This window comes from Bacillus sp. JH7, assembly GCF_001563515.1.
GTDB classification, from domain to species: domain Bacteria; phylum Bacillota; class Bacilli; order Bacillales; family Bacillaceae_G; genus Bacillus_A; species Bacillus_A cereus.
On sequence record NZ_LPUS01000001.1, the window covers coordinates 1,857,387 to 1,874,333 of the forward strand.

The following is a 16,947-nucleotide window of genomic DNA, read 5'->3' on the forward strand; positions in this document are numbered from 1 at the left end:
GAAAAATGAATGTACCATATGTTCAATTAAGAGAATTGACACTAGATGATGTAGAAGATCGCTATCAATGGTCATTAGATAGAGATGTAACAAAGCATTTAGTCGTACCAGATCAATATCCTCCGTTCACTCGTGGAGATACGAGAAACTGGATTGAAGCTTGTATAAGCCGAAAAAATGGTTATGAACAAAGGGCAATCGTTACTGAGGCAGGTATACATATTGGATGGGTAGACCTTAAAAATTTTGATAAAACAAATAAAAATGCTGAACTAGGAATTGCGATTGGAAATAAAGACTATTGGGGTAAAGGATTTGGAATGGCAGCTCTAAACAGCATGTTACAAATAGGTTTTTCTCAGTTTGAATTGGAGAAAATTTGGTTACGTGTAGATGAAGATAATACAAAAGCTAAAAAGAGTTATGAAAGTGCCGGATTTGTATGCGAAGGGTTAATGAGAAATGATCGATTGAGACAGGGGAAGTTCATTCATCGCAATCGTTACAGTATATTAAAAGAAGAGTATGAATCAAAAAAGTAGCCTATAAAAATATTATGTAAATTAAAAAGGGGAAGATAAAATGATTCGATTACTTACAAAAGCGGATGCAAAACAATATTGGGAGTTACGTTTACAAGCATTACAAGTAAATCCAGAAGCATTTATAACGACTTATGAAGAAGCAGTACGTCAAGAAAATCCTCTTGAACGAGTTGCTAGTAATCTTTCATCCAATAGTAGTTTTACATTTGGTGCTTTTAATAATGAAAATCGTTTAGTTGGGGTTGTTACTTTATTAACAGAAGAAAAAGACGCATATAAGCATAAAGGACATATCGTTGCAATGTATGTAGATACTGAAAATCGAAGAAGTGGTCTTGCACGTGATTTAATACGTAAAGCAATTGAAAGGGCAAAAGAGATGAAGCTAGAGCAATTGAATTTAGGGGTTGTTTCAACGAACGAACCAGCCAAACGATTATATGAATCAATGGGATTTAAAACATACGGAATTGAAAAAAGGGCTATAAAAATGAATGGTGTGTATAATGATGATGAACATATGGTGTTGTTCTTTTAAGAGAGGAAGTTTTGTATGAAAAAGGCGAAACTGCGACAATAAGATGGGGAATATGGCATATAGCAGATCATAATCGGTATCATCAAGCTCATATCAGTCGTTTGAGGAAATTATACAGAGAATATAAACTACATATTCTTTAATTTTTGAATGAACGAACGCCCCTAAATAATAATTAAAGGAGGCGTTTGTTTTTATTCGTTCGCTTTTCTTCCCAAGCTATCATTAAATTTTTATGATAATCTTTTGGTTTCTCAATAGAAAACCAGTAAATTGAATGTGCAATAGTTGGTAGCCATCTTTTATAGCGGATGTGTATATTTTCATGGTGAGTATAGTGGGTCGAGATTAAAGTAGATTTTGACCCTTGAAAATTTTGATATGTAATGGCCTCGATTTCATACCAATGCACTTTATTCCCATGTAAATCTACTACAATTCCTTCATCATCCCAAAGTGAAATGTAAGTTTGTATGTAGATTTTTCATCGCGTATACTAAAATATATGTCATAGAGATAAAAAATTAAATACAAGGGGTTTTACAATGAAAGCAATTGTTATAGGGATACTGGCATCATTTTTCTTTGCCTTTACTTTTGTTTTAAACAGGGCAATGGACTTAGAAGGTGGAAGCTGGATTTGGAGTGCATCATTACGGTACTATTTTATGGTTCCAATGTTATTACTTATTGTTATGTATAGAGGGAACTTAAAGCAACTCTTTCAATATATGAAAAACAATCCGAAAGAATGGTTAGTGTGGAGTATCGTTGGATTTGGTCTCTTTTATGCGCCGCTTAGTTTTGCTGGAGCGTTCGGACCAGGTTGGCTTGTTGCATCAACATGGCAAATTACAATCGTTGCAGGGATTTTGTTAACACCATTTTTTGCGGTGAATCCACTACATAAAAAACTTCCGATGAAGGAATTAGTTATGTCGGGCATTATTTTATTCGGTGTTGTTCTCATGCAAGTAGAACATGCTTCTTCATTAGGTATTCGTGAAACCGTTTTATGTGTAGTTCCTGTACTTATTGCAGCATTTGCGTATCCTCTTGGAAATAGAAAAATGATGCAAGTTTGTAAAGGGGAATTAGATGTATTTCAGCGAGTACTCGGTATGACATTAGCAAGTTTACCATTTTGGTTTTTATTATCTGGTTACGAAGTATCAACAGGCGGATTACCGTCAAGTAGCCAAATTTTTCAATGTTTTATTGTAGCAGTTAGCTCTGGGTTAATCGCGACAGTATTATTTTTCTTTGCAACAGATCTTGTGAAAGATGATCCGCAAAAATTAGCAACAGTGGAAGCGACGCAGTCTGGTGAAGTTTTATTTGCGCTAGTAGGAGAGCTGATCTGGTTATCTGCACCAATTCCGTCATCATTATCTTGGATTGGTATGAGTCTCGTTATTATTGGAATGATACTTCATAGTTATGTGGCTGTCGTTGTAAAAAAAGAAGAAAAAATAACGGCGTAATGAGATTAGCTCTTTTTATTAAGAGTTAGTCTTTTTTTCATAGAAAGGGATGAAAATATGAATTTACAGCGTGTTGAACAAATTGAAAAAGATTCAATATTAAATGTGCTACAATATGCCGTCGGTCCAAATGAAATAAGCTTAAAGAAAGCAGTATTATTTTATCAAAGTAATAAAGGGACTTTGTACAAATATGAAGAAAAAGCTTGTCTAGGTGTTGAAGTAATCGGAGCAACTAAAGCACGAGTATGTCATATAGCAGTGGCGCCAGATTATCGTCAAAAAGGAATTGCACTACAAATGATTAAAGAGATTGTAAGAGTATACCAATTGACTTATATAGAAGCAGAGACAGACGATGGGGCGGTAGAATTTTATAAAAGAATTGGTTTTCAAGTTAAAAGTTTAGGAGAAAAATATCCAGGGATAGAAAGATTTCATTGTTACATGGAAAAATAGCATGAAAATATATAATTGTACATATTGAATATAGTTTGAAAAAAATAATAATTTCATTATATAATATAGGTATCTGGAAAAATATAGATAAAAGAAGATAGGTGTATAACACGTGAGAATGGAGAAAAGTAAGTTTATAAAAATAGCTACTTCAATAGGGGTGTCATCTTTTTTATTAACAGGTTGTGGTGATTATGAAGAAGAAACTGCTCAGCAAGAAAGTACAGCTGTTAAAACAGATGGTGCAAAACAAAGAAATGAACAAGAAACATTAAATTGTGATGATAAAGCCCCAACCAATGAAAATGTAGAGAAAGATGAGTTATGCAAGGAAAATAATCCGTCATTTTCATCTTATCATGAAAACTCTCATTTACCGATACTTCCATTTGTAGCAGGATATTTATTAGCGAGTAGAACTTCAAATATGAATTATACAGCAAAACCAAATTTAATGAAGAAACCGTATGCAAATAATGTTATTCCATATCGTGAAAAAGATGAGCGTAGAACAGGTGGCGGTAGTAGCGGTGGTTATACTGGTGGTTCTAACGGTAACAATAATACTTCCAATAAAGTAGATTTAAATAAACAGCAGCCAAATCCATCCAATAAAGTAACACCAGATACAAATACGCCAAAATCATCTACTACGCAAACACCGAAAGTAAACTCTGGTTCAAGTGGAATTGGAAACGCAAAAGCGCCAGCAGGATCCTAAAACGAAAGGGTAATGGAGTAATGTATACAGAACGAGAGCAAGAAGAGTATATGAAAGTATGGTTTTCACTTGCAGAAGAGGCTAGTAGGAATGGTTTCACTTGGCCTAGTCTGTTAGAGAATGAAGAATGGAATCAATATATGGCAACAGGGATGTATCGCATGCCAGCAAAAACTTATACTGCTATCTCAAAAGCGACAGAAGAAATCATGTATGTGTTATATAGAACGTATCAATATATTGTAAATACGACAGAAGATTTTCAAAAACTTGGATTCCCAGCTGAAGCGTGGGAAATGGCGAGAATGAAACATAATGGTTTATTTTCATATTTTACAAGGTTTGATTTTATCGTAAATGGTGACGATATAAAATTAATAGAAGTAAATTGTGATACGCCAACAGGCTATTTAGAACCGTCTGTCGCAAATGAAGTGTTATGCCGTTATCATGATGTAAATCACCCAAACCATATAGAAGAGCATATTGTGCAGGCATGGGAACAAATTAAACATGACTATCATATAGGCCCTGAAGAGACGATATATTTTACTAGTTATGATTGGCACGATGAAGATAGTCAAACGGTTCAGTTTTTAAGAACGTATTGCTTAAATCAGTCAACGGACTATGTAGGAATACAAGACATTGTCGTTGCGGAAGATGGTATATATACGCCGAGTGGAGAAAAAATAAAATATTTATATAGACTGTATCCAATAGAGTATTTAGTAACGGACGTTGATAAGAATGGAAAAAGGATTGGTTTACAATTTTTAGATCATATTGCGCAAGAAAGAGTGAAAATTATTAATCCGCCAGCCGCATTTGTTATGCAAAACAAAAGTGTACTCGCACTAATTTGGAAGCTTTATGAAGAAAGTGTTTTCTTTACAGAAGAAGAGCAAGACATTATTTATAAATACTTTCTACCAACATATTTTTCAAATAAGCGATTTCTAGAAAGACATGAATCATACGTTTCCAAACCTGTATTTGGTCGTGAAGGTGGCGGAGTATCTATATACGAAAATGATGAATTATTAGCTGAAGATAAAACAGAGTATTACTTTGAACAAAGGAAGATATACCAGCAATACATAGAAATGCCTGACTATACCATTGACACATGGGATGGTCCATATACTGGTAAACTATTAATTGGCTCTCACTGTATAAGTGGAAGAGCAGCAGGCTTATTTTTACGTGTAGGTGAGAAAATAACGGGAAACTTATCAATGTTTACTGGGGTTACAATTGAAGGATAAAGTAAACAAAGAGCTCATCATTTGTGATGAGCTCTTTCGTCTATGTATAAAACAGCTTTTTATGGTGGGGATGTAAAATCTTCACTTTCTTTTTGTGTTTTAAATCTGAATATTATAATTTAAATGTTTTTTTGTGTAATCATATTACTATTTTTTATAGATGTGAAAAATGATTAAGTTAAAAATTAAGAAAAATATGATAATATATTTATATAGAAGTTTAAATTTACGTAGCTAGTGGGGGAACCAATATGAAAATGAATGAAATAGTAGCAAGTACACAATTTCCAAATACAATCGAAACAATAACAAAAGATTTAAAAGCATTAGGAGTCGAAAAAGGAATGACAATTATCGTTCATTCATCACTAAGTTCTATCGGGTGGATATCTGGTGGTGCGGTTGCTGTAGTAGAAGCATTAATGAAAGTTGTTACGGAAGAAGGAACGATAATAATGCCAACGCAATCTTCGGATTTGTCCGATCCGAAACATTGGTCAAGACCACCTGTACCGGAAGACTGGTGGCAAATTATCCGAGATAACGTCCCAGCATTTGATTCACGTATAACCCCAACAAGGGGAATGGGTGAAATAGTTGAATGTTTTCGTACATATCCGAATGTAGTACGTAGTAATCATCCGTTAGGAAGTTTTGCTGCATGGGGAAAACATGCAGTAGAAATAACAATGAACCATTCGTTATCAATGAGCTTTGGAGAAGAATCTCCATTAAGAAAAATATATGATTTAGACGGGTACGTATTATTAATTGGTGTTGGATATGATTCCAATACGTCTGTTCATTTATCCGAGGTGCGTTCTGGTGCATGTGAGTTAATACAAGTAGGAGCACCTATTATAGAAAACGGTGAAAGAGTGTGGAAAGAGTTTTTTGAAATGGATTACGAATCTGAGAAGTTTGTAGAAATTGGTGTGGAGTTTGAGCGAAAAGGAACTGTAAAAAATGGGAAGATAGGGAATGCAACGTGTCGTCTAATGAAACAGCGTGATATAGTTGACTTTGGAACAGAATGGTTTCGTAAGAAAAATTAGTAAGGGATGGTTACAATGAAGGGGAAAAAGGTATTAATTACGAGCGGTGGTTGTCTAGAAAAATGGGATCAAGTACGCGGGCATACGAATATGGCCAAAGGTACAATCGGAAGGATAATCGCAGAAGAACTTCTAGCTAAAGGGGCACATGTTATATATTTACACGGTTATTTTGCGGAGAAACCGAGTGATGTACATAGAGGGTTAGAATTACATCCATTTGAAGGAATCGTTGATTTACAAGATAAAATGAAAAGTATCATATCACATGAAAAGATTGATGCAGTCATTATGGCAGCGGCTGGATCAGATTGGATTGTGGAGAAAATTTGTGATCAAGATGGTAATGTTCTTAATATGAACGGAAAAATTTCAAGTGATATAGCACCGATTATTCACTTTCAAAAGGCTCCAAAAGTATTAAAACAAATAAAAGAATGGGACCCAGAAACAGTACTTGTTGGTTTTAAACTTGAAAGTGATTTAAATGAAGAAGAACTGTTTGAAAGAGCAAAAAATAGAATGAAAGAAGCAAGGGCGAATGTAATGATTGCGAATTCACCACATTCTTTATATTCGCGCGGAGCTGTGCATTATGTAATTGGACAGGATGGTAAAGGGAAGTTGTGTAATGGGAAAGATGAAACAGCGAAAGAAATTGTCAAAAGCTTAGAGTTATTATGTAATCGTGTCACTGCTTTTTAAAATTAAGTTTTTAGATGAGAATGAATCCGCATAGTAATAAGTAAGCGAAACTTTAATTGGTGGGAATTTTACTTTTACACGAATGTGAAGCGTATACCAATCAAGAGCTATACACAGAATAATTGGTGAGGAGTGGATTCTATGGAACATTTATTAAAGCAAGCTATTAAACTTAGAAACGAAAAGAAATATGCGCAGTCTAAAGAGATGCTTATAGGATTAACAAACTTTACAAAGGATGCAGAAGTACTGTATCAGTGTGCGTGGATACATGATGTAATGGGGCTAGAAACAGAAGCAGTTCCGTATTATGAGCAGGCAATCGCAAATGGACTTGATGGCGAATCGCTTTGCGGTGCTTATATTGGTTTAGGAAGTACATATCGTTGTATAGGGGAATATGAAAAGGCAATTACAGTATTAGAAGCTGGGGTGAAAAAATTCCCAGAGAACGCTCCGATGAAAGTATTTTTATCATTAGCAAAATATAACGTAAACGATCACGAATCAGCGATGAAATTATTACTTGAAACTGTCGTGAAAGTAGAGGAAGTAAAAGAATTTGAACGTGCCATTTCATTTTATAAAGACCATTTAAATGAGGTTTTTAAATAAAGGAGTGAACGTATGGAGGTTACACTATCACGAAGGCGAAAAGGTGTTTGGATTGGACTCGTCTTTTTAATTATGCTACCAAACTATTTATTGTATGCCCTTCCAATTGTACCAGTTGCGCCGAAAGAAGTTGTGCTTGGGTCATTATTAGATTGCATGTTTGTCATTCCAATCATCACGTATTTCTTCATTATTCGAAAAAGATACTCGTTAACGTATATAGTTCCTGTTGTAATAGCTGGTTATATTTTTGCAAGATTTATTATTCCAAGTGACTATTTACAAGCTTTTTCATTCATCTCTTATATTATTGTTGCGGCTGAAATTGCATTTGTAGGTCTAGAATTATTCCTTCTCTATAAAATTGTTAGAGTGCTTCCTAAAATAATAAAAAAATATAAAGAATATAGAAGAGAAAATTATTCCTTTTCTTATGCAATTGATGCAGCGTTTGACGCTACTATGAAAAGAAGTAAGTTAGTAGATGTCATTCTAACAGAGTGTAAGTTAATCTATTATGCGTTTTTATCGTGGCGTGAAAAAGTACCAACAGGTAAATCTGTATACTCATATCATAAAAAGACTGGTGCTATAGGTGTGTATATCATGATTATTCATGCAACAATAATTGAAAGCATTGGTTTTCATTATTTACTACATCAGTGGAATCCAGTAATAGCATGGATTTTACTTATTTTAAATGTATACGCGATGATTTATTTTATAGCTGAAATACAAGCGATGCGCAAAAATCCCCTTGTCGTAACAGAAGAACAAGTAGTCATTCAAATCGGATTAGGAAAGAAAATTGTTATGCCATTTACACAAATTGATAATATTGCGTTCTACAAGGGTGAATTGCTAACGGCAAAAGAAAGGAAACAGGTATTGGATGCAACTGTTATGGAGTTCATAAAAGAACCTGCTACTTTTGAAATAACATTAAAAGAGCCAGTGAAAGCGCAGTTGTTATACGGCTTTTCTAAAACAGTAAGTCGTGTTTACTTAAATGTTGATGAAGAACGAAAATTTTATGATGCGGTTAAGGAAAAGTTAAAACATGAGTAATAGTGCTGTTAGTTACATAAAAACAAATGAGCTTCCGTTAGAAGTGAAAAAATATGAAACATGGATAGTGAAAAACTCTTTCTAAATAAGAAGGAGTTTTTATTATATACTTTTATAAATCATTATATAAAAAACTATACACTTCTTTATCACTACATAAATGGATATAATTGAGGATAGAACTAGCATAAGGGGAAACAAAATAATGAATAAGTTACTTACATCGAAAATTGAAATTATAGAAAGAAAAATCCGGTATAACTCAACAATAGTAGATCACAATTGCTTATTACTTGAAAAGCAATCACAAAGTATCGTTTTATTTCACGAGGTGCAGTATTCATTTACAATGATTGCAAATGATACTAAGTTAACAATCCCAAAAGGAAGTTATACAATCGCATATTACTGGAAAGAGCGTCCGTACAATTTATACGTATGGAGAGATATAAAAGGAAAGTATTTAGGTTCCTATTTTAATATTGTAAAAAACACACAAATAAAAGATGAAGTGGTTTCCTTTGAAGATTTAATCATCGATATTATGGTACTTCCAAATGGAGAATACTTCATATTGGATGAAGATGAATTACCAGAACCATTAGGGAATTTCGAAGGTGGTTATGTGAGGAAAGCTCTTTATGGATTAAAAGAAATCATTCAAAAAGAGCTGCCACCAATAGTTTTGGAGACAGCCAGGGTGCAGAGGAAATAAAATTTAATTACATAAATATTTTGAATGGGAATGAGTAGTCTCAAGTTATATGATCTAACTTTTTTAATAAATCTAAGGTTAGTAGCATATTTCTTGAAATTACTCTTTTTTTTGTAGAAATTTCGTCGCTTAGTTATTAAATCCCATCAAATGCATTTAACGTGTGAGTTTTCTTATTGGTTACAGTGGATTAAAAATCAGAAAAAATAGTAAGTAAATGATATCGTTCAAATAAACAACAGTAAAAATATTCAAACGAATCATATGTATGTTTTGATAAAACCTAGTTGACTTATCGGAAATATTTGTATAATATGTACTTAATTCCATAACGTATTGCTGATTGGAGAAACCAAAGGCATTTTATCTGTTGATAAAATGCCTTTGGTTTTTTTATTGCACAAATACTGAATCTGTTCATTTATATGAATCATTTTAAGGAGGAGAAGAAATGACTGTTTCAATTGATGGGGTATCAAAATATTTTTTGAAACAAACTGGTACTGTTCAAGTATTAGAGAATATTAATTTTCAATTAGAGAAAGGGGATTTTGTTACAGTAATTGGTCCGAGTGGGTGCGGAAAAAGTACATTACTAAAAATTGTTGCCGGTCTAGATAATGATTTTGAAGGGGAAGTTGTTATTGACGGGGATCCTATCTTAAAAACGAGCAAGAAACAAGGTTTTATTTTTCAAGAACATAGGCTTTTTCCATGGTTAACAGTTGAAGAAAATATAGCGGCAGATTTATCGTTAAAAGATAAGTATGTGAAAGATAAGGTAAGAGAATGGGTTGAAATCGTTCGGTTAGATGGCTTTGAAAAATCGTATCCGAAAGAAATTTCAGGCGGGATGTCACAACGTGTTGCGATAGCGAGAGCGTTATTAAGAGATCCAAATGTATTATTACTTGATGAACCTTTTGGAGCGCTGGATGCTTTTACTCGAAGTCATTTACAAGAAGTATTGCTAAATATTTGGGAGCAGAAGAAAACAACAATGATATTCGTTACACATGATATAGACGAAGCGATATATCTTTCAAACCGAATCATCATTATGAGTGCAAAACCAGGGAAAATACATAAAGTGATTGAAAATAATTTGCCTTATCCGCGAAATAAAACTTCTCAATCGTTCCAACAACTTCGAACGAAAGTATTACAGCAGTTTGAATATGGAGGGTTGATTCAAACAAGTATATAGGAAAAGGGTGATTTTATATGTATAAAAAATTAAAAATTCTTTCTTTTGCTTTAGCTATATCAGTATGTTTTTTAGGATGTGAAAAAAGTACAGCAAGTAGTAAGAAAGAAGATGTAACAATACAAATTGGTATACAACAAGGATTAAGCCCGCTATTACTAGCAAAGAAAAAGGGATGGTTTGAAGAGGAGTTTAAAAAAGAAGGAGTTAAAGTGAAATGGACAGAGTTCCAAAGTGGACCTCCTTATTTTGAAGCAATCGCATCAAACCGGTTAGACTTTGGTGAAGTAGGGAATTCTCCAGTCATTTCAGCGCAAGCAGCAGGTATTGGATTTACCGAAATCGCCAATACAAGTTATGCGAGAAAAGGAACTGGAATTCTCGTTCAAAAAGATAGTAAGATTGCGAGTGTAAAAGATTTAAAAGGTAAAAAAATTGCAGTAGCAAAAGGAAGTAGTGCCTTTAATTTATTATATCGAGCACTTGATAAAGAAGGTATTGATGCAAAAGATGTAAATGTCATTCAATTACAACCAGATGAAGCGCAGCCTGCATTCGAATCAGGATCAGTAGATGCATGGGCGATTTGGGACCCTTTCATATCATTACATACGTTAAATAAAGGTGCGAAGGTGATTGCAGACGGTGAAACATTAAATGTCTCTTCACCAGAATTTTTAATTACGAGGACAAAATTTGCGAAAGAACATCCAGAATTAGTTGAGAAATTCCTCAAAGTTTATGAGAAAGCACGTGTATGGCAAGATGCTAACTTAGATGAAGCAATAAAAGTATACACTTCTGTAAAAAAGATAGATGCAGAGATTGTAAAAGAAGTGTTTAATCACGACAAACCAATTTTAGTTCCGGTAACTAAGGAAATAATAGCAGAACAACAAAAGACTGCGGATTTTCAATATAAGCTCGGTTCTATAAAGAAAGAAATTAAGACGGAAAAAGTTGTAGATAATTCTTTCGTAGAAAAAGCATTGAAAGCGAAGTGAAAAGAGGTTTTGTAAAGTGGAAAATACGAAAGCTGTTATGAAACCAGCGAGTATAACGATTAAGAAAAATGGCATAAAGAAGGTACGAAAGTTAAATGTAAAAGTTTTAGTAAGGGCGATTACTATACCGGTTATTATATTAATAATTTGGCAGTTGGCTGGCGTATTCGGTCTTGTTTCTAAAACAGTTTTACCAACACCATTAGATATTTTTCTAGCTTTCCAAGAGCTTATTAAAACAGGAGAGTTATTCGGCCATTTAAGTATTAGTGTATTCAGGGCTGCGGCTGGTTTCTTTATTGGTGGGGGCTTAGGAATCATTTTAGGAACGATTGTTGGATTTTCAACGAGAAGTGAGCAATATTTAGACCCATCTGTGCAAATGTTAAGAACTGTACCTCATTTAGCTGTTGCGCCGCTTTTCGTATTATGGTTCGGTTTTGGTGAAACATCAAAAGTGTTATTAATTGCAGATGGTGCATTTTTTCCTTTATACGTAAACGCATTTTTAGGTATTAGAGGTGTGGATTCAAAGTTATTTGATGTTGCGAGAGTGTTAGAGTTTAGTAAAAGAAAATTAATCACGAAACTAATTTTACCAGCTGCATTGCCTAACCTTTTACTAGGAGCAAGGTTATCGTTAGGTGTTGCGTGGGTGAGTTTAGTAGTAGCAGAACTTATGGGGTCTACAGAAGGTATTGGCTATATGATTATGGATGCAAGGCAATTTTCAAATACAGATATCGTATTTGTCGGCATAATTATATTTGCACTTGTTGGGAAGTTTTCTGACTCTCTAGTACGTTTACTAGAAGTGAAGTTTTTAAGATGGCGAGATAACTTTAAAGGTGAGACAGGGAATTAACATATAAATTATTAGGGGTAATTTATATAGAATGTGTTAGTATACGATTCAAAATAAATAAGGGGTGTGTAAAGGTATGGAATTATTATGGTTTATTCCGGCTTATGGAGATGGTCGATATTTAGGAACGACAAAACGAGGAAGAGCAGCTGAATATGGTTATTATAAGCAAGTTGCTGCGGCAGCTGATTATTTAGGATATACGGGTGTTTTACTTCCAACTGGTCAAGGATGTGAAGACCCTTGGGTGTTAGCTTCAGCTCTTGCTGCTGAAACAGAAAAACTAAAATTTTTAGTAGCAGTGAGACCAGGACTAATGTCCCCTACAGTTGCAGCGAGGATGGCATCTACATTTGATAGAATTTCACATGGGAGGCTGCTTATTAATGTAGTAGCTGGAGGAGATCCAGTTGAACTACAAGGAGATGGATTATATCTTGATCATGATGAAAGATATGAAGCAGCGGATGAATTTTTAAAAGTTTGGAAATCGACATTGCAAGGTGAAACGATCTCTTTAGAAGGAAAACATATTAAAGTTACAGATAGTAAAGTTGTATTCCCACCAGTTCAAATACCATATCCTCCTATATATTTCGGAGGATCGTCAGCTGCTGGAAAAGAAGTAGCAGCTGAACATAGTGATGTATATTTAACGTGGGGAGAGCCGCCAGAGCAAGTGAAAGAGAAAATAGAAGAAGTAAGAAAACTTGCAGAAGAGAAGGGGCGTACAGTGCGATTTGGCATTAGATTACACGTAATTGTAAGAGAAACAGAAGAAGAAGCATGGGAAGAGGCAGAACGTTTAATTCAATATGTGGATAATGAAACAATTGAGCTTGCTCAAAAGACATTTGCAAGATATGATTCGGTTGGTCAAAAACGGATGACCCATTTAAATAAAGGTACGAGAGAGTCGTTAGAGATAAGCCCTAATTTATGGGCTGGAATCGGACTTGTAAGAGGTGGGGCAGGTACTGCACTTGTAGGCAATCCGCATACAGTAGCAGAAAGGATAAAAGAATATGAATCGTTAGGAATTGATACGTTTGTTTTATCAGGATATCCGCATTTAGAAGAAGCGTATGAAGTGGCAGAATTGTTATTCCCATTATTGAAAGACGAGAAGAAAGAAGAAAATAAAATTGTTGGTGAAATGATTGCTGATGCATATGCATTAAAAAAATAGTGAGAAATAAAGTTTCACTTATTTATTGCTCTATTTTGTTTACTGCCTGTTAACACGGGATAAAAAACCCGCAAGTTATTCGCTTGCGGGTTTTCATCGTAAATTATTAGAAAATATGGTAAAATTAAAGGGTAACTTAAGGTGCGGTTGGTTGTTCAATTATCACTTCTCCGAGTAGGAGGGGGGTGATAATACGTGAGTGAAATAGCGTTGCTACTGCAAGGTGGACTGTTTCTCGTTGCATTGTTAACGTTCGTCGTCGTTTTAATAGACAAGCTCAAAAAATAACAACCCACCTATGCTTATAGAATGTGGGTTGTTTTGTTCGTAAGAAACAAATAGGATAAATGAACAATCCAATCTGCTAAGTTACGTGGACTAGTGTGTAGCCGCACACTAGTCTTTTTTATTTATATACAATTTATAATTGGTTTATGTGATTGTATTGTTCTTTTCATACTCATTATAACACAGTGTCTTTTCATCAAGAAAGGAGACCGTATGTTCTGGTTCCTGTTATATAGTAGGTGCTTTTTCTTTAAACAGCCCATCCATATATTGTTTTAAACTTTGGACATAAAATTTCTGCGTATTCACATTATTTACACCGACAATGGGTGATGGAAGGTCAAATCTTTTTTCTGATAAATGAACGACAACATCAAAAATGTCAAACAAACGAATAAAGCAAAACAAACCGTCTTTATCGCTAAGTAAAATAAAGTAATGATTTTCACTACTTGTATTTAGCGTATTCCATAAAGAACTTTTGCTTAAATCACGTACAATGCTTTTTTCTTTTAGTTCCACGAAATCTGCATTTGAGAGAATGGTAGAGATATCAATCGCATCTTGATCTTCAAAGTAGCCATCAACTGTTTGTACAGCGAATGTATAAGCCATTTTTAATATACTCATTTTATATTTACGGTTATCCAATAGCAATTCACGTTGAATAGAACTGGCTACTTTCGTTACACGTTCCTCTTTCCAAATTTCATTATGTAAGGAAATATCGTGCTTTTTACATAGTTTCATAATTAATGCATTAGAATAAAGAATTTCGTCGCTTACTTCGACAACATCAGTCTCAGCAGCTGCAAGTTCCTCACCGTGCTCATTCGTATAGAGTGGGGAATCAATTTGTCTTTTCATTTGTTCAATCTTAAATTGACTCAATTTATGCCTAATTAAAGGACGATCAATATTTGTTGTCATTTGTTCATGACAAGTATCACAAATTGAGTTTGTGAAATAATATCCACATAATATTTCTGGAATGACATATTGTTCACTAAGTTCTTTCGTATCTTTTCTGCAAATGATGCATTGTGTCATTTTTATCACCTTTACCTGCAAATTTGTATGTAATCTCATTGTAGTGTATTTATTGGTATTTTGGAATATTGTAAAGGAAAATATTATGTGAAATTCATACTTATTTTGGTACAATGAAGAGAAGTGCTAGTTTAAAGGAGGCCATTTTTTTGAAATCAAAAGTGCACTTTTGGACATTAGAAGTGCTAATGGTTGTAGGAATCATATTTATTTGCACAAAAATATCATTTTTATTTCAACCGATTGGTATCTTCATATCAACATTATTTTTCCCAATCTTAATCGCGCTTTTTTTATACTTCATATTTAATCCTGTATTAATCTTTTTGGAGAATAAAAAAGTACCTAGAAATTTAGCGATATTGCTGTTATATCTTTTTATCATAACATTAACTGCAGTTGGCGTTGGAGTAGTTGTTCCTACGATTTCACAACAGCTAATGGACTTAGTAAAAAATATGCCAGGCTACATAAAAGAAGGAAAGGTATACATACAAGAATTATCACATCATAGGTTGTTTGAATGGTTATCTACACAAAACTACGTTTCCATTGAAACAATTGAAAAAAATGCGATTGAATACTTAAAAGATATACCAAATACAATTACGTCGAGTGCAACGGCTTTATTTGGTATTATCACGAACGTTGCATTAGTTGTATTTACTGTACCGTTCATTTTATTTTACATGTTTAAAGATGGACATGCCTTTCCAGGGAAAGCGGTAAGTTTATTACCAGAGTCTTACCGTGAAGAGGGGCTTCGTATCATTAAGGAAACGAACGAAACATTATCTGCATATATTCAAGGGCAAGCGCTCGTTTGTATATTTGTAGGTGCGTTTACTTTTATCGGTTATTTAATTATCGATTTACCGTACGCTTTCGTTTTAGGAATTATTGCAGCATTTACAAACATCATTCCTAACTTAGGTCCATTTATCGGAGCAGCACCAGCTGTTATTGTAGGACTGTTCGTATCTCCGATGCAAGCCTTATACGTAATTATTATCGTAACAATTGTACAACAGTTTGAAAGTAATATTATTTCACCACGTATTATGAGCTCGAAATTAAACATCCACCCATTAACAATTATTATCCTAATTTTAGGGGTAGGTAACTTTGCTGGAATCATCGGAATGATTTTAGCAGTACCAGTTTATGCAGTAACAAAAACAGTTGTTTCAAACTTAGTGAGATTGTTTAAAACGAAGAGAAGTAATCGGAAATAGTAAAACCTGAGAAAGATACACCTCTTTTTAAGTGGTGTATCTTTTGTTTATAAAAAAATAATTAAAAGCGGGTTGATTTGATTTTATTATATATTTTTTATACATCAAATTCAGCGATGAACTTGTGTGACATAAGCTCTATAAAACTATGTGGAATCCCTCTGAACTATCCAAATCATTTCCTTACAGCGTGCTATCATCATCATAATCGACTCCTTTCAATTCTATATAGTTAAACGATTAAAGGTGAGTGTAGTATTTGCTTCTACGATCTCGAATTTCATCAATAACTTGTTTATATTGTCTTTCTTGTTTTAATTCATTTTGAGATATTGTTTCTTTTTGAATCGTAATCGTTAAAAAGAATAGGTGAAACTTCATATGTGAATTCCTCCTTTCGAATTGGAATTACAGATGACTACAGTAATGACTTTGTCTTTCTTTTACAGAATCCATAGCCTGATTAATTTGTCGTTCATGAAGCATTTCAGACTCAGAAAATTTATTTTTTTGAATGGTAATGGTTAAAAAGAATACTTTAAATTTCATAAAATAATTGCCCCTTTATAAGTGATTTAGAAAAAACGAGTGTAATAAGAAATTACAGGTGACTACAGTAATGACTTTGTCTTTCTTTTACAGAATCCATATCCTGATTAATTTGTCGTTCATGAAGCATTTCAGACTCAGAAAATTTATTTTTTTGAATGGTAATGGTTAAAAAGAATACTTTAAATTTCATAAAATAATTGCCCCTTTATAAGTGATTTAGAAAAAACGAGTGTAATAAGAAATTACAGGTGACTACAGTAATGACTTTGTCTTTCTTTTACAGAATCCATAGCCTGATTAATTTGTCGCTCATGAAGCATTTCAGACTCGGAAAATTTATTTTTTTGAATGGTAATGGTTAAAAAGAATACTTTAAATTTCATA

Annotated in this window: 22 protein-coding genes and 1 pseudogene; 18 read left to right on the forward strand and 5 right to left on the reverse strand. The window is 33.7% G+C overall.

Annotated elements, in window-relative coordinates; all coding sequences use genetic code 11:
* Positions 1-5 precede the first annotated feature (5 nt).
* From AU379_RS09335 to AU379_RS30895, 17 genes and pseudogenes are all read left to right on the forward strand, one after another.
* Complete coding sequence (locus AU379_RS09335; protein ID WP_001102495.1) at positions 6-542, forward strand: GNAT family protein; 537 nt, start codon at positions 6-8, stop codon at positions 540-542.
* A gap of 40 nt (positions 543-582) precedes the next feature.
* Positions 583-1,083: a GNAT family N-acetyltransferase gene (locus AU379_RS09340; protein WP_000620316.1), complete on the forward strand. Its 501-nt coding sequence runs from the start codon at positions 583-585 to the stop codon at positions 1,081-1,083.
* Positions 1,084-1,088: 5 nt separating this feature from the next.
* Positions 1,089-1,226 (forward strand): annotated as a pseudogene (locus AU379_RS28790) (DinB family protein); the annotation flags it as partial.
* A 402-nt stretch (positions 1,227-1,628) separates the two neighbouring features.
* The gene (locus AU379_RS09345) at positions 1,629-2,567 is read left to right on the forward strand and encodes a multidrug resistance efflux transporter family protein (protein ID WP_000644600.1); all 939 of its coding nucleotides are present in this window, start codon (positions 1,629-1,631) and stop codon (positions 2,565-2,567) included.
* Positions 2,568-2,624: 57 nt separating this feature from the next.
* The gene (locus AU379_RS09350; protein ID WP_061139167.1) at positions 2,625-3,026 is read left to right on the forward strand and encodes a GNAT family N-acetyltransferase; all 402 of its coding nucleotides are present in this window, start codon (positions 2,625-2,627) and stop codon (positions 3,024-3,026) included.
* A 112-nt stretch (positions 3,027-3,138) separates the two neighbouring features.
* On the forward strand, positions 3,139-3,747 hold the full coding sequence (locus AU379_RS09355) for a hypothetical protein (protein ID WP_001242222.1): 609 nt from the start codon (positions 3,139-3,141) through the stop codon (positions 3,745-3,747).
* 20 nt (positions 3,748-3,767) lie between these two features.
* Positions 3,768-5,015 (forward strand): glutathionylspermidine synthase family protein, encoded by a 1,248-nt coding sequence (locus AU379_RS09360; RefSeq protein ID WP_000287883.1) that lies wholly within the window; start codon positions 3,768-3,770, stop codon positions 5,013-5,015.
* 251 nt (positions 5,016-5,266) lie between these two features.
* Positions 5,267-6,070, forward strand: coding sequence for an AAC(3) family N-acetyltransferase (locus AU379_RS09365; RefSeq protein ID WP_000783344.1), 804 nt, complete (start codon positions 5,267-5,269; stop codon positions 6,068-6,070).
* Between the two features lie 15 nt (positions 6,071-6,085).
* A complete protein-coding gene (locus tag AU379_RS09370) occupies positions 6,086-6,775 on the forward strand; it encodes a phosphopantothenoylcysteine decarboxylase (protein WP_000676724.1) in 690 nt (229 codons plus the stop codon).
* Positions 6,776-6,916: 141 nt separating this feature from the next.
* Entirely contained in the window at positions 6,917-7,390 is a 474-nt protein-coding gene (locus AU379_RS09375; RefSeq protein ID WP_000400636.1) for a tetratricopeptide repeat protein, read from the forward strand.
* A gap of 12 nt (positions 7,391-7,402) precedes the next feature.
* Positions 7,403-8,458 carry a hypothetical protein gene (locus AU379_RS09380; RefSeq protein WP_000454145.1) on the forward strand — a complete coding sequence of 352 codons (1,056 nt, stop codon included), beginning with the start codon at positions 7,403-7,405 and terminating at the stop codon, positions 8,456-8,458.
* Positions 8,459-8,663: 205 nt separating this feature from the next.
* Positions 8,664-9,173, forward strand: a complete 510-nt coding sequence (locus AU379_RS09385; protein WP_030026042.1) for a DUF402 domain-containing protein — start codon at positions 8,664-8,666, stop codon at positions 9,171-9,173.
* Between the two features lie 451 nt (positions 9,174-9,624).
* A complete protein-coding gene (locus AU379_RS09390; RefSeq protein WP_030026041.1) occupies positions 9,625-10,380 on the forward strand; it encodes an ABC transporter ATP-binding protein in 756 nt (251 codons plus the stop codon).
* Between the two features lie 17 nt (positions 10,381-10,397).
* On the forward strand, positions 10,398-11,384 hold the full coding sequence (locus AU379_RS09395; RefSeq protein WP_061139168.1) for an aliphatic sulfonate ABC transporter substrate-binding protein: 987 nt from the start codon (positions 10,398-10,400) through the stop codon (positions 11,382-11,384).
* Positions 11,385-11,400: 16 nt separating this feature from the next.
* On the forward strand, positions 11,401-12,249 hold the full coding sequence (locus tag AU379_RS09400) for an ABC transporter permease (protein WP_061139169.1): 849 nt from the start codon (positions 11,401-11,403) through the stop codon (positions 12,247-12,249).
* A 76-nt stretch (positions 12,250-12,325) separates the two neighbouring features.
* Entirely contained in the window at positions 12,326-13,438 is a 1,113-nt protein-coding gene (gene ssuD, locus AU379_RS09405) for an FMNH2-dependent alkanesulfonate monooxygenase (RefSeq protein ID WP_000422258.1), read from the forward strand.
* Between the two features lie 195 nt (positions 13,439-13,633).
* The gene (locus AU379_RS30895) at positions 13,634-13,726 is read left to right on the forward strand and encodes a putative holin-like toxin (protein ID WP_001289320.1); all 93 of its coding nucleotides are present in this window, start codon (positions 13,634-13,636) and stop codon (positions 13,724-13,726) included.
* A gap of 228 nt (positions 13,727-13,954) precedes the next feature.
* On the opposite strand, the gene AU379_RS09410 is transcribed toward AU379_RS30895, so the two are convergent.
* Complete coding sequence (locus AU379_RS09410; RefSeq protein WP_000189710.1) at positions 13,955-14,776, reverse strand: HNH endonuclease; 822 nt, start codon at positions 14,774-14,776, stop codon at positions 13,955-13,957.
* A gap of 149 nt (positions 14,777-14,925) precedes the next feature.
* Between AU379_RS09410 and AU379_RS09415 the strand changes: the two genes are divergently transcribed.
* Positions 14,926-16,011, forward strand: a complete 1,086-nt coding sequence (locus AU379_RS09415; RefSeq protein ID WP_000837892.1) for an AI-2E family transporter — start codon at positions 14,926-14,928, stop codon at positions 16,009-16,011.
* Positions 16,012-16,251: 240 nt separating this feature from the next.
* Here the strand turns inward: AU379_RS09415 and AU379_RS09420 are convergent, their stop codons facing one another.
* Genes AU379_RS09420 through AU379_RS09435 form a run of 4 tightly spaced genes read right to left on the reverse strand, consistent with a single transcriptional unit; the run spans position 16,252 to position 16,946 of the window.
* Entirely contained in the window at positions 16,252-16,392 is a 141-nt protein-coding gene (locus AU379_RS09420; protein ID WP_000668497.1) for a YrzI family small protein, read from the reverse strand.
* 27 nt (positions 16,393-16,419) lie between these two features.
* Positions 16,420-16,560 carry a YrzI family small protein gene (locus AU379_RS09425; protein WP_000669805.1) on the reverse strand — a complete coding sequence of 47 codons (141 nt, stop codon included), beginning with the start codon at positions 16,558-16,560 and terminating at the stop codon, positions 16,420-16,422.
* Positions 16,561-16,612: 52 nt separating this feature from the next.
* Positions 16,613-16,753, reverse strand: coding sequence for a YrzI family small protein (locus AU379_RS09430; protein WP_061139170.1), 141 nt, complete (start codon positions 16,751-16,753; stop codon positions 16,613-16,615).
* A gap of 52 nt (positions 16,754-16,805) precedes the next feature.
* Entirely contained in the window at positions 16,806-16,946 is a 141-nt protein-coding gene (locus AU379_RS09435; RefSeq protein ID WP_000669805.1) for a YrzI family small protein, read from the reverse strand.
* Position 16,947 lies beyond the last annotated feature (1 nt).